The 13,284-nt window shown below is 63.8% G+C and carries 7 protein-coding genes; 2 read left to right on the top strand and 5 right to left on the bottom strand.

What is annotated here, in order from left to right; genetic code table 11:
* Nucleotides 1-28: 28 nt before the first annotated feature.
* The 3 genes from treY to FHX14_RS00725 all read right to left on the bottom strand — a co-directional run bounded on the left by treY (nucleotide 29) and on the right by FHX14_RS00725 (nucleotide 10,290).
* Entirely contained in the window at nucleotides 29-2,638 is a 2,610-nt protein-coding gene (gene treY, locus FHX14_RS00735; RefSeq protein WP_184375442.1) for a malto-oligosyltrehalose synthase, read from the bottom strand.
* Nucleotides 2,639-2,740: 102 nt separating this feature from the next.
* Nucleotides 2,741-4,822, bottom strand: coding sequence for a penicillin-binding protein 1C (gene pbpC, locus FHX14_RS00730; protein ID WP_184375431.1), 2,082 nt, complete (start codon nucleotides 4,820-4,822; stop codon nucleotides 2,741-2,743).
* Nucleotides 4,819-10,290: an alpha-2-macroglobulin family protein gene (locus FHX14_RS00725; protein ID WP_184375429.1), complete on the bottom strand. Its 5,472-nt coding sequence runs from the start codon at nucleotides 10,288-10,290 to the stop codon at nucleotides 4,819-4,821. The genes pbpC and FHX14_RS00725 overlap by 4 nt, the downstream gene beginning before the upstream one ends.
* A gap of 208 nt (nucleotides 10,291-10,498) precedes the next feature.
* Between FHX14_RS00725 and msrA the strand changes: the two genes are divergently transcribed.
* Nucleotides 10,499-11,206 (top strand): peptide-methionine (S)-S-oxide reductase MsrA, encoded by a 708-nt coding sequence (msrA, locus tag FHX14_RS00720; RefSeq protein ID WP_184375426.1) that lies wholly within the window; start codon nucleotides 10,499-10,501, stop codon nucleotides 11,204-11,206.
* Between the two features lie 6 nt (nucleotides 11,207-11,212).
* Here msrA and FHX14_RS00715 read toward each other — a convergent pair whose 3' ends face one another.
* Nucleotides 11,213-11,752 (bottom strand): L,D-transpeptidase family protein, encoded by a 540-nt coding sequence (locus tag FHX14_RS00715; RefSeq protein WP_184375424.1) that lies wholly within the window; start codon nucleotides 11,750-11,752, stop codon nucleotides 11,213-11,215.
* A gap of 275 nt (nucleotides 11,753-12,027) precedes the next feature.
* On the opposite strand from FHX14_RS00715, the gene FHX14_RS00710 reads away from it, so the two are divergent.
* Entirely contained in the window at nucleotides 12,028-12,468 is a 441-nt protein-coding gene (locus tag FHX14_RS00710) for a response regulator (RefSeq protein WP_184375421.1), read from the top strand.
* Here FHX14_RS00710 and FHX14_RS00705 read toward each other — a convergent pair whose 3' ends face one another.
* A complete protein-coding gene (locus tag FHX14_RS00705) occupies nucleotides 12,469-13,209 on the bottom strand; it encodes a TetR/AcrR family transcriptional regulator (RefSeq protein WP_184375419.1) in 741 nt (246 codons plus the stop codon).
* Nucleotides 13,210-13,284: the final 75 nt, after the last annotated feature.

Below are 13,284 nucleotides of genomic sequence, written 5' to 3'. Positions count from 1 at the left end.
TCGAACCCGTCGCTCTCTCGCCCGATCCCTAGATCGGGCTGATCAACCCGACTGGCTGGCTGCCGAGCAGGGTGGCGACCGCAATGCTGCCGCCGGGTTCGATCGTCTTGCCGGTCACCAGATCCGCCTTCAGCCCGTGAAGAGGGGAGGGGACGGCGATCGCCGTATCCTCCCAGAATTCCGGGCCGGCAAAGAGCACGCCGGGGTCGAGCCAGCCGAACATCAGCCGGGGTGCGGCGACGATCGCAAAATTGTCCTTGTGCACCCGGGCAAAGGCCAGCACGTGCTCGCGCCGGCTGCCCGTGACCTTTAGCGGCAGATAGTCGCCTTTGGCAAAGAGCGCCGGGTTCCGCTGGCGCAGCTGCAGACCGATCGCGACGATGCGCTGCTTCAACGCGGCCGCCTGAAGCTTGGCGATCGGTCCGGCTTCAGCGAGCCACGCGGCGAGCCGTTCATGATCGGCCGGCCGGCGGTTGTCCGGATCAACGAGACTGAAATCGAAACCCTCTGAGCCTTGGTAGATGTCGGGAATGCCGGGCGCCGTCAGCTTGAGGATCGTCTGCGACAGGCTGTTGAGGTAACCGGCGGCGATGAAGGGCTGCAGCGCCCTTTCGAAATCCTCGAGGAAGGCATCGTTCTCGGGTGAAACCAGCGCCGCCGCATAGGCCTTCACCGCGTCTTCATAAGCGGCATCTTGTTCGACCCAGCCGGTGTGAAGTTTCGCCTCGCGCACCGCCTTGACCGCGTAATCGGTGAAGCGCTCGTGAAGTTCTTCCGTTCGCCCTCGGCCGAAATCTTCCGTCCAGATGCCGGCCAGCGCCTGATAGAGCATCCATTCGACATTCGGCTCCGGCGCTGCTCCATCCGGCAGCTCCGTCAGCCATGGCCGGTTCATCTCACGCCAGCGCGCTACCGCCTGCGCGAAAACATCCGCTCCCTCGCTCAGCGCATAGAGCCTGGCGCGCGCATCCTCGCCGCGTTTGGTGTCATGGGTGGCGCTTGCCGACAGCCCGTCCGGCTGCAGCCGTGCCCGCTCGGCCATGCGGCGATGAAAACCCTCCGGGCCATCGGGCGCCTTGCCTGGTTCACCGCCGACTTCGTTTGCGGCAAGCAGCCTGTTGTAGCGATAGAACAGCGTATCCTCAGTTGCTTTCGCCATCACCGGCCCGCTCAATTGCTGAAAGCGGATGCGGAACTCGTGGGCGGCATCCCCTTCGATCTTGCCTTCGAGAAGCCTCAGCACGTGATCGAGCGCACGCCGATCATCGAGCCGGGCCGTGGCTTGCGATGCCGTTGTGGCAAGGACGGCTGAATCCTGCCAGGCGAGCGGACCGCCGTCGCCATAAGTTCGGTAGACGGGGAAGGCGATCAGCAATTCGCTAAGCGCCGTGGCGATCTCGTCTGTATTGATCTCGGGAAAGATCCCTGCGGCGATCGCTGCCAGTCTGCCGGTCTCGCCGGCGAAGTTGCGCTCGACCATCAGCCGCTTGGCAAGCCGCCGGCCTTCCTCGAGATCGCCGGTCTCGCCGGCGAGGCTACGATAGGCATCGTCCAAGCGGCGCAGGCCGCTGCCATCGACGAAGAGTTCGCTGAGTGCAGCGATGAATTCATATCCCGTGGTGCCCGAGACCGGCCAGCTCTCCGGCAGCGCTTCGCCGGCCCCGAGGATCTTTTCCACGACGATATAGGTGTCCGGCCCAACCGCGTCCCTCAGCCGGTCGAGATAGGCCTTGGGTTCGGCGAGCCCGTCGACATGGTCGATGCGCAGGCCCTGGACCTTGCCATGGCGCACTAGCTCGATCGTCAGCCGGTGCAGGTCCTCGAATACGAAGGGATTTTCGACGCAGGTTCCCACAAGCCCGGTGACCTCGAAAAATCGACGATAACTCAGATGCTGCGCCGCTTCCTTCCAATGGGTCAGCCGCCAGTGCTGTGCCTCATGCAGGCTTTTGACGAAGTCGCGATCGGCCGAGATGTCCTCGAGCTTTTGCATGAGCACGGCGCGATCACCGCGCTCGAAGAGGATGTCGCGCATGGTGCGGGCAAAGTCCTCGCCGGAGGTTGCGGCCGCAGCCTCCGCCATTCTCGTTGTCACTGGATCGTTGAGCCGGTTTGCGATCGCGCCGTAACTGCTGGGGTTGAGCGGCAGCAGCGTGTCGAAATAGGCGAGGGCGAAATTGCCATGCGTTTCGTCGAGCACAATGCGCAGCTCGCCGGCAGCAAGTGCCGCCTCGAAATCCTGGCCGAGCTGCGGCAGGGTCAGCGGTTCGCTCCAGTCGATGTCGAAGTGGCCGGCAAAGGGGCTTTGTTGGCCGAATGCCAGCACGTCGCGCCACCAGCCGTTTTCCGGCGAGGCGGCCATGTGGTTCGGAACAATATCGAGGATGAGGCCCATGCCCGCCGCGGCGAGGCTTTCCGTCAGCCGCTCGAACCCCGCCCGGCCGCCGAGCGCCGGATCGATGTCGTTGGCGTCGGTGACGTCATAGCCGTGGGTCGAGCCGCTGACGGCGGTGAAGATCGGCGACGCGTAGAGGTGGCTGATGCCGAGCGTCTTGAGGTAGGGAATAAGGCCGCACGCACGATCGAAGGTCATGCCGTTGCGGAATTGTATCCGGTAGGTCGCGGTCGGAAGTGTCATGAGGCCGTCTGACGTTGGAGGGAGACCCTTTCCAACGGTTGTACCGGGGTTTGGTTCCCTTACAGCGCCGCGCGTCTTTTGAGACGCGCAAAGCACGATGCGCTAGTCGATGAAAACGCCCACGCTTGCGGCGCGTCCGGCCGAGTCGATAACGGTCAGTTTCGAGTAACCGCCGCCATCCGGCAGCCACTGCTGCGTGCGCCGGCGCGAGAGATCGGGCAGCGGCTTGCCGTTGGCAAGCCAGCGGAAGGGAGCGCGGCCGCCCTGCAGCTTCAGCATCAGCGGCGACAGGTCGCCTGCGCCGGCGCCGAGATCGATATGGGCACCCTCGGGCGGATAGACGATTTGGGGCGCGGGCTCGCGGCCGGAGGCGACGAGCAGGCCGCTGGCATTCAGCGCAAACCGCCGCTGGCTGATCGGCAGCTCGGACTGGGCGATGCGCACGGCGCCGGCCGGCGGGCGGGGCAACGGCGTCGTGGCGATGCCGGATTTGGCGAAACCTTCAAACAGGATGGGGGCGGCGGTACCATAGCCGGTCAAACCAGGCACGGCGCTGTTATCCGGCCGTCCGACCCAGACGCCGAGCACATAACGCCCGTCATAGCCGACCGACCAGGCGTCGCGATAGCCGTAGCTCGTGCCGGTCTTGTAGGCGATGCCGCGCTGCGGCGCGCCGGCGGGGGGAATGACGCCGGAGAGAATATCGGCGACGTTCCAGACCGCCACCGGCTCCAAAAGCGGTTCGCCGTCGAGTTTGCCCGGTTCACCGGTGATGCCGTCGCCGAGCCTTGCCGGCTGGCCGCGATTGGCGAGCGCCGTATAGAGCTGCACCAGGTCCTTCAGAGTGATGCCGACGCCGCCAAGACCGATCGCCAGCCCCGGCGTTTCGTTCGGCGGCAAAGCCGGGCGCACTTCGGCGCGGCGGAAGCGCACCAGTAGCCGCGACGGCCCGACGGCGTCGAGCAGTTTGACCGCCGGCACGTTCAGCGACAGCTGCAATGCCTCGCGCACGGTGACATCGCCCTGATAGCTCATGTCGAAATTGCGCGGCCGGTAACCGAAGAAATCGGCCGGCCGATCCTCGATGATCGTCTCCTGGGAGACGAGACCCTGCTCGAAGGCGAGCCCGTAGATGAAGGGCTTCAGCGTCGAGCCGGGCGAGCGGTTGACGCGCGTCATGTCGATCCAGCCGGAGCGGCTGGCGTCGAAATAATCGGCCGAGCCGACCTCGCCGACGATCGCGCCCGTCTGGGCATCCGCCATCACCATGGCGAGCGAAAGCTTCGGCCCGAGTTTCATCGCCGCCGCCCGGGCGACCGCCTCCAACCCCTGCTGCACCTGCTTCTTCAAGGTCGTCTGGTGTTTGAGGACCGAAGGCTCCTTGCGCAGAGCCGCTTCGCCGACATGGGCGGCCAGTGCCGGCAATTGCATGCGCCGCGGCGGGATGGCGACAACCTCAGCCCGCGCTGCCTCGCCGTCGCCGACGGCCTCCGCCACGGCGACGCGCTCGAGCACGCGCTTGCGCGCCTCCTGCGCCGCCTGGAGATTGCGGTCCGGCCGGCGCCGTTCCGGCAATTGCGGCAGAGCGACGAGCAGGGCGGCCTCGGCGACCGTCAGGCGCCGCGGCTCCTTGCCGAAATAGGCAAGGCTTGCGGCGCGCACGCCTTCGAGATTGCCGCCATAGGGCGCATGAGTGAGATAGAGGTCGAGGATCTGCTCCTTCGACAGCCGCCGCTCGATCTGCACGGCACGCGCCAGCTGCAGCAGTTTTGCCGAAAGCGAACGTCCGGCGCGCGGCTCGATCAGCCGCGCCACCTGCATCGACAGCGTCGAGGCGCCGGAAACGATGCGGCCGTTGCGGATGAATTGCAGGCTCGCGCGCCCGAGCGCCCAGGCGTCGACGCCGCCGTGATCGTAGAAGCGCTGGTCTTCATAGGCGATCAGCATGCGCAGGAATTGCGGATCGACGTCGGCAACCGTGGTCTTCAGCCGCCAGCGGCCTTCCGAGGTCGCGAAGGCGCGCAGCAATTGGCCGTCGGCATCGAGCACCTCGGCGGAGACCAAATCCGCTTTATCGAGTGGTGGCGGAAAGGCCTTGTCGGCGGCGTCGAGCGCGAAAAGGGCCGCGCCGGCAAGAAGGATGCCGGCGGCGGACCCGATCGCGATCTTGCGCCACAGTCTCATTGTTGCGCTGCCACGACCTCCATCTTGCCGGTCGCGGTACGGGCCGAAAGCTCCGGCCGGTACATGTCCTCGACGCTGGCGGCCGGATGGTCGTAGGTGCCGGGGGTGACGGCGCGCACGACATAGGCGACGTTGAATTCGCGCTCGTCGCCCTGGGCGCGGTTGAAGGCGGCGACGAAGCGGTCGTAGCGGAATTCGGTATGGGCGGCCGCTATCTCGCCGATCCAGTCGAAATTCGTCATCTGGGCGCTGTCGACCAGGTTCGGATTGTCGATCTCGAAACCGGCCGGCAGAAGGTCGGTGACGACGATACGCGACGGCCAGTCGTTGGTCTCGCGCACATGGATGACGACGACGTAGCGTTCGTTCTGCTTGGCTTCGCTGACATTCGCTTCTTCGCCGTCGAGCGTGTAATAGCTGCGCTCGACAGTGAAGCCGTCGCCGCCGGCCGGCAGGGGCACGGTCGGGGCGGCAACGGTGGTGACGACAGCCGAGACGGCGTCGCTCGTCTGGTTGGTCAGCGTCAGCGGATGATCGGCGAGCGCATCGCCGCTCATACGGGCCATATAGGCGCCGGTATGGGCCGCGCCGTTGACATCGACCTTCAACCCGTCATCGCCGCCCTGAATGGCGCGAGCGGCAAGCAGCATCCAGGTCTCTTCCTGAGTGCTCTTGTATTTGCTGCGACCCCATTCCTTGGCGACGGCCTTGGCAAGATCCGGGATGACGGGCGGCACCGGCCGGCTTTCCGCAGCGAGCGCCAGGATCGCCGCGCCATCGCGCAGGATCGTGCCGTAGTCGGTGCGCGACAGATTCACCCGCGACACCATCGATTGCTGCGACATCTGCAGCGCGTCGACGAAGATGTTCTTCGAACGCTGGGCATCGCCATAGAGCGCCAGTGCGGCGGCGATATGCGCCTTGGCAAGCGGCGTCGGGAAGTCGTTGATCATCGTATCGGCATAATAACGCAGATCGCTGATCGCCGCCTTCTTGTTGCGGGCGAGCACATAGATGGCATAGGCGATCTGATCGCCCTGGCCCTTGATGTCGGTGGTGTAGGAGAGGGTATTCTGCAGGTTTTCGAGCGCCTGCACGAAGGCCTTTTCCGGCACGTCATATTTCATTTCGCGGGCCCGCGTCAGGAAATCGGTGACGTAGCTATCGAGCCAGACGTCGCCTGAATCCGGTCCCCAGAGGCCAAAGCTGCCAGCCGAGGCCTGGTAGGAGAGCACGCGGTAGATCGCGTCCTGCACGCGCTTGTGCACGTCGTCGTCATTTTCGATGCCCGCCTGCTTCGCCACTTCGGCGAGATAGAGCAGCGGCAGCGCCCGGCTGGTGGTCTGCTCGGCGCAGCCGAGGGGATAGCGATCGAGCGTCATCAGCAGGGCAGGAATGTCGAAGGCGGCCGAACGGGTGACGTTGACGCTGATCGAGGCGCCAGGCAGCACGCTGTCGGCAAGCAGGTTCTTGTCGACGGTGAGCTTGGCCCCGGGCTTCAGCGCCAGCACCCTGCGTTCGGTGATCGGCAGGGATGACGGGCGCACCGGCACGTCGACGGTCTGGTCGAGCGAAAGGCCGGAGGCGTCGGAAAGGTTGATCGAGACGCTGCCGGCGCCCGGCTGTTTGCCGATGAGCGACAGCGTCAGCTCGGATTTCGCCCCGGCTTCGAGACGGATCGTCTGGGCGGCGGAGGCTTGGTCGATGCCGACCGCATCATTGCCGGTCAGCCGCAGCTTGTAGTCGCCGGCCGGCGCATCGGTGTTGGCGATGTCGAGGCGCAGATTGGCCTTGTCGCCGGGGGCGAGGAATTTCGGCAGGCTTGCGGTGACAACGACGGGATCGCGGATGATGACATCCTTGACGCCGTGGCCGACACCGGTCTTCGACCATGCCACCGCCATGACACGCGCCGTGCCGTTGAATTGCGGGATGTCGAAGGAGACATTGGCCTTGCCTTCGGCGTCGAGCTTCACCGGCCCGGAGAAGAAGGCGACGAGCTTCTGCGTCGGCGGGCTTGCCTGCAGCGCAATGGCGCCGCCGTCGCCGCCGGTCCGAAGCTTGCCGGTTGTACCCAGCGAGCCGTCGATCAGCCGGCCATAGAGGTCGCGGATTTCAAGGCCGAGCTGGCGTTGGCCGAAATACCAGTCCTCCGGGTTCGGCGGTTCGTAGCGCGTCAGGTTGAGAATGCCGACATCGACGGCGGCAACCGTCACATAGGCATCCTCATTGGCGCCGGCGCCGGCAACCTGCAGGCCGATGTTGAGCGGTCCGCGCGGCAGCATCTTTTCGGGCGTGTCGAGCTTGACCTGCAGCGCCCGCTGCTCGGGATCGACCTTCAGCCATTTGATGCCGATCGAACGCATGGGCATGTGACTGTCCTGGGCATCGCCGGGGCGGAAGAGCGTCGCGGTCACATAAGCGCCGGCACCCCAGTCCGCGGTGACGGGGATGTCGACTTCGCCGCCGGTTTCTCCCATCGTCGCATTTTGCACGGCAACCAGTTTTTCGGTTCCGGCCATGACCATCAGCTCGCCGCCATAGCGCGAGGTGACTTTCAGCTTGGCGGTGTCGCCGACCTTGTAGCTGTCCTTGTCGAGGGCGATTTCCAGCCCGTCCGGTGTTTCGGTCGAGGTGGAGGCCACGAACCAGCCGGCGTCGAATTCGACGCTGGAGGTCGGGCCGTCGGCATCCGGGCTTTCCACTTCGAGGCGATAGCGGCCCCATTTCACCGGCACGGAGATCTTGCCGCCGTCCGCCGTCGCGTCGACGCTGCCATTGGCGATTTGCTCGGCGGTATAGACTGGCTCGTATTTCCACGCCGTTCCCTCGCGATACCATTGGTATTCGCGGTTGAGGCTGTAGAATTTCCAGCGCAGGCCTTTGGCCTCCTGCTTCTCGCCCTCGGCATTGACGCCGATCACCGTGAAGTTGGCGATCGAATTCTCGGGTAGATCGCCGGAAAATTCCGGCTTGATTCCGATCGAAGCGCGATCATTCTTCACCGGCAGGGTGAGCGAGCGTTCGATGGCGCGGCCGCCGGCCTCCTGCATGCTGATGTAGACGGTGGCGTTGAGCAGCTGGGTCGTTGCCGGCAGGTCGCCGACGGTGAGATCGGTCGAGGCTTCGCCGTTCTCGTCGAGTTCCGGCAGGCCGTCGATCGGCAGGCGCGAATCCTCGCTCGCCTCCTCGTCGGCAAGCCCGAAGAGGAAGCCCTTATAGGCGGCGCTCTCGCGCGTGGGCTTGACGACGACATTGCCCTCGAGCGTCAGGCCGGCGGCCGGGGCGCCATAGAGATATTTGCCGGAAACATTGATCGTGGCCGGCGTATCCGGGCCGATTTCCTTGGCCTCGGTCGTGATTTCCATGTCGGTGCGATCCGGCACGAAATCGTCGACCAGGAAGCTCTTGGTGGCGATCGCGCTGCCCTTGGGATCGGTATAGATGTTCATCGTCCAGGTGCCGCGCATGGCGTTTTCCTGGGTCGGGAAATCGATGCTGTAACCGCCGAGATTGCTGGTCTGGCTGACAATCCGCCGATCTTCGACCCCGTCGGGACGGCTGAAGATGAAGGTGAGCGGCAGGTTCTCGATGGCGTTGCCGTCGGTGTCGCGGGCGAGCGCCTGGGCATGCACCGTTTCGCCGGCGCGGTAGATGCCGCGTTCGGTGAAGGTGAGCACATCGATCGCGCCGGGTGCGGCGCGGCCGGTGACGCCGCGGTCGGAGAGGTCGAAGCCGGCCCGCGTCATGTCGAGGAAGACGTAGTCCGACGCGCCGTTCTTGGCGGTAATGACGGCGGGCGTCAGCGCCGCCGTGCCGCGGATCAGGCCGGCGGTGAAGGTGGCGCGGCCGTTTTCGTCTGTGGTCGCGGTGCCGAGCACCTCATTGTTCTTGGCAAGCAGCTGCAGCTCGACGCCCGATATCGGCTTTGCCGAGGCGAGCGAACGGGTAAAGACATTGAGGCCATCGGTGCCGGCATAGGTGGTGACGCCGATATCGGAGACGAGGAACCATTGCGTCGCCTGCGAATCCCATTCCTGCGTCGGGCCGTTCGGGCCGGTTGCAGTCATGACATAGATGCCCGGCTTGCGCTCGGGCAGCGCCTCGTCGACCGGAAAACTGGTGACGATGTCCTTGTTGAGCTCGTTGGCGATGTCGATCGAACCCTGCCAGACGAGTTCGCCGTTCTGATCCTCGATGTTCTGGGCGCTGTAGCCGTCGAGCTGGCTCAGGAACTGCGAATTGGTCAGGAGCGGGGCGATGGCGCGATCGCCGATGCGGTAGAGCTTGAGGTTGGCCGAGGCCAGGTTGACCGAGACGATCGGAATGCCGCGGCGCGCCGTCGAGGGCAGCACGAAGCTGTCGCCGGTGAAGCGCACCATCTGGCTGCGGTCCTTGATATAGACATCGATGCTGACGGGGGCATCGAGCGCCTCGTCGACGGATGACGGCAGGCCAGTGCGGAATGCGATCTTGTAGGTCTCGCCATGGGTCAGCCCCTCGACGCAGATCTGCTTGTCCTTGGTTTCGAGCGCCTTGGGGGCGGCGCCGTTCAGCGTCACGAAGGGCGTGTAGTCGGTGGTCTTGACGAGCGCCTCGGAGAAGGTGACGCAGGCGCGCGGCGTGGCGCTGTCGGCATCGACCGTGTGTTCGGTGATGCGGAAGCCTTGCGTCGATTTCAGCTGCAGATAGGCTGTCTGCACATCGTCGGAGGCAACCAGCGCCAGGCTCGCCTTGTAGGCGTCGAGCGCCGGGCGGTAATTGGCGTTGCGGTCCAGGGCGTCGGCGAGGACGGCGAGCGCCTCGGCGCGCTTGGGCTTGGTGCGCGTCAGCTCGTAGCCGTTCAGGGCGTCGAGCACGGCCTGGCCGCTCGTACCGCTCTCGGCGGTGCCGAGCGAAGCTGCGGCGCGGGCGGTTTCGAGCCAGAGATCGGCGTCGTCAGGGGTGATCGACAGCGCGCCATGGAAGGACTTGAGCGCGTCGGCCAGATTGTTGGCGGTGAGGTCGATGCGGGCGTTGGCCGTCAGGCTGTCGGCGCCCTGGCCCTGCTGGTCGTCGGTCAGCTCGAGATTGTCCTTGAAGTCGCGGGCCTGCTGGATCAGGTCGTTGGTCAGGAAGGTCAGGCGCGGCGCGGCGCCGAGATCCGGCTCCTGCTTGCCTGATGTCTCGACGATCTTGCCGGCGATGGCGCCGGGGAAGGCGTTCATCGTCTTGAAGTCCGACTTCAGGAAACACCATTTCACCTTGGGATTGTAGGTGAAGGCCTTGCAGCTCTTGTCGCCGATGCAGGAAGTCTTGCACTGATCGAGCGATACGTTCTGCTCGGTGCGAAGATCGAAGCCGAAGAAATCGGCGTCCTTGATCGTCTGGATGTCGCGCTTGGTATCCGCAGCGGCTGCGGGAAAGCTGATGGCGATCGTGGAAAAAAATGCGATTGTCGCGGAAGCGAAAAACGAGCGCGCGGACATAGGTTCCCCCCAAGGATACAGGCGATGCAGGCTCTGACCGGCCGGCACTCTCCTCACTCTACGGGAAATTGTCAATCTCACTCGCGCGCTGTTTCAACTTCGCACAGGCGCTTTCGTCCGGCTGTCACATCGACGTGAGTGATCGCCTTGTGATTTGCGGATTCGAAAGGAATAGGCAAGGATTTGGACGATCGCAGGGAGTAGCGCAATGTCCATGTCTCACCGCCGCCGGAGCCTTGCCGGGCTCCTGGCCGCTATGATTTTCTCAATCGCTGCGGGTGCCGCAAGCGCGGCTGAAGATGCTGTCGTCATCCCCCCGCCTGATGTCGACGAGGCTGCCGGACCGGGCACCGAGACCGCCATTTTCGCCGGCGGCTGTTTCTGGGGTGTCCAAGGCGTTTTCCAGCACGTCAAGGGCGTCAAGAGCGCCGTCTCCGGTTATGCCGGCGGTAAGGCCGGAACAGCGCAGTATGAAACCGTCAGCACCGGTTCGACAGGTCACGCCGAATCCGTCCAGGTGACGTTCGATCCGAGCAAGGTCAGCTACGGCAAGCTGCTGCAGATCTTCTTCTCGGTGGCGCACAACCCGACGCAGCTGAATTTCCAGGGGCCGGACCAGGGAACGCAGTACCGCTCTGCGCTGTTCGTCGCCGGTCCCGAGCAGCGCAAGGTCGCCGAGCACTTTATCGGCCAGCTGGACAAGGCCCATGTCTTCGCCCAGCCGATCGTCACCAAAGTGTCCGACACCAGCGGCTTTTATCCGGCCGAAGCCTATCATCAGGATTTCCTGACGCTCAATCCGACCTATCCCTATATCGTCTACAACGACCTGCCGAAGATCGAGAATCTCAAGTCGCTGTTCCCCGCCGATTACCGCAGCGAGCCGGTCCTCGTCAGGAAAGGCTCTAAGGGCTGATAACCGTCAGGGCATGATGTCGATGGGCGTATGATCGGGGACGCGGGCCCAGATATCGCGCATTTCCGCATTGGTGACGGCAATACAGCCATCGGTCCAATCCCATAGCCGATGGGCTTGCCGGAACAGGCCCCAGCCATTGGGAAGCCCGTGGATCATGATGTTGCCGCCGGGCGAAAAGCCCCCAGCTGCGGCATTGCGCTGGTCGTCGGGGCTCGGATAGGAAATGTGCAGGCTGAGATGCGCCATCGACTTCGGATTGCGCCAGTCGATTTCATAGTGCCCTTCCGGTGTTTTTTCGTCGCCTTCCCGTTGCTTGGGGCCGCCGTCGGCAGCCTGCCCAAGGGAAATCCGATAGGTCGAGATCGGAACATCCCCTTTGAGAAGGACCATGCGGCGTTCGGATTTATAAACGCGGATGAGATCGGCCTGTTGCGCGAGCGGCGCATCCGGGGGCGGAGAGCCCGAGCCGATCCTGGCCATCAATTTCGTATAGGCAAACAGGCTGACGATCACGATGGCCAGCGCGACAAGCTTTTTTCTCAACGTGATCCTCGATTTCGGGCCAATGGAATAATCATATCGTGTCATCGCGCCATCATCCAGACGTGCGCTGAGATTGAGAAGAATCCGCCGCAGTTTTTCTTCGTCGGCTTTTTTGTTAAGAATTTATCAATGTTAACAACATCTTAAATCTGAAAAACAGCGTTCCACCGCGGAACATATCGTCAAGTTGCCCGTTACGACAAGGAGTTCCGAGCAGGGACAGCTGCCGGAGCGCATGCCTCTTTCGAAGTATCTGCGTAACAAGGGGACGTATCATGGCCACAAATGTCGTGCGGCGCTGGCAACGAGATGATCTCATGAAACAGAGAGTATTGATCGTCGAAGATGAATTCCTGATCGCCCTGGATCTCGGGGCGACCGTCGAAGGCATGGGGATGCAAGTGGCAGGCCTTGCAAGCGATCGCAACGAGGCGTTACGGCTGGCGCCGCTTGCCGATATCGCCTTCGTCGACGTCAATCTCGCCGACGGCCCGACCGGGCCGGAGATCGGCCGGCGGCTGGCGCAAGAGCACGGCATTGCGGTGGTCTTCATGACCGGGAATCCGGAGGTTGTCGCCGATGGCGTCAAGGGCGCGGTCGGCGTGGTGCAGAAGCCGGTCATGCCTTCTGTCGTTAAGCAGCTGGTGAATTATCTTGCCGCACGCCGTGTCGGCATGTTCGCGGTCGTGCCGTCGCAGATGACGGTCTTTGCCTGATCAGCCGGCTATGGCTGCAAGCTCCGGCGGTCGGCCGGCAATATCCGCTGCCGGTCTGCCATAGGCCTTGAGAAACGTGCGGACGGCATTGCGTGCCGCCTTATCAAGCTCTTCATCGCTGGGTGTTTCGCCGAAAAGCGTCATCATCTCCAGGTCGGCATTGGCAAGCGCCACGAACTGCCGGGCGGCGACGTCGAAATCGTCGATGACGAGCGCGCCCTTATGAGCGAGCCGCGCGAGAAGCGCGGAAAGGGCATTGGTCAGCTTGCCGGGGCCCTGCTGACGCCAGCTTTCGAACAGGTGCGGATAGCGCTCACCTTCCGTCTGCACCAGCTTGCGCAGGAATTTTCCGTCGTGATTGCAGATGCAGTTCTTGTTGAGACGCACGGCAAAGGCCGTCAGCCCGTCCTCCAGATCGTCTGACTTCTCAGGGAAGCTCGACAGCACGGAGAACAGCATGGCATTGGCGCGGGTCATGACGTCCTCGACGACGGCGACGAACAGCGTCTCTTTTTCGCGGTAGTGATTGTAGATTGTCTGGCGGGAGACGCAGGCGACGGCGGCGATCTCGTCGATGCTGGCGCCGGCAAAACCCTGGCGGCAGAAGACGTCGGCGGCGGCATCGAGGATCGACATGCGCTTGGCGCACTGTCCGCGCTGCGTATGCCCTCCCATCCGGACTGCCGGTGTCATGCGATCTTTCATGATAGCGAAGATAAGGCGTCTTGACGTTTTAGACAATGGCGTCTAGTTTACATCAGTGTCCAAATTTATTGACACGTCTGCTTCCCGCTGAAGATATGAGCTCCCAACTTC

Source organism: Rhizobium sp. BK619, assembly GCF_014195245.1.
Taxonomy (GTDB): Bacteria; Pseudomonadota; Alphaproteobacteria; order Rhizobiales; family Rhizobiaceae; genus Rhizobium; species Rhizobium acidisoli.
The sequence above is the reverse complement of the archived record's forward strand: the minus strand, read 5'-3'. Positions and strand labels throughout refer to the sequence as shown.

Excerpts from the sequence above, each read along its gene's own strand:
- treY (WP_184375442.1), bottom strand. The coding sequence starts at position 2,638 with ATGACACTTCCGACCGCGACCTACCGGATACAATTCCGCAACGGCATG.
- pbpC (WP_184375431.1), bottom strand. The coding sequence starts at position 4,822 with ATGAGACTGTGGCGCAAGATCGCGATCGGGTCCGCCGCCGGCATCCTT.
- FHX14_RS00725 (WP_184375429.1), bottom strand. The coding sequence starts at position 10,290 with ATGTCCGCGCGCTCGTTTTTCGCTTCCGCGACAATCGCATTTTTTTCC.
- msrA (WP_184375426.1), top strand. The coding sequence starts at position 10,499 with ATGTCCATGTCTCACCGCCGCCGGAGCCTTGCCGGGCTCCTGGCCGCT.
- FHX14_RS00710 (WP_184375421.1), top strand. The coding sequence starts at position 12,028 with ATGGCCACAAATGTCGTGCGGCGCTGGCAACGAGATGATCTCATGAAA.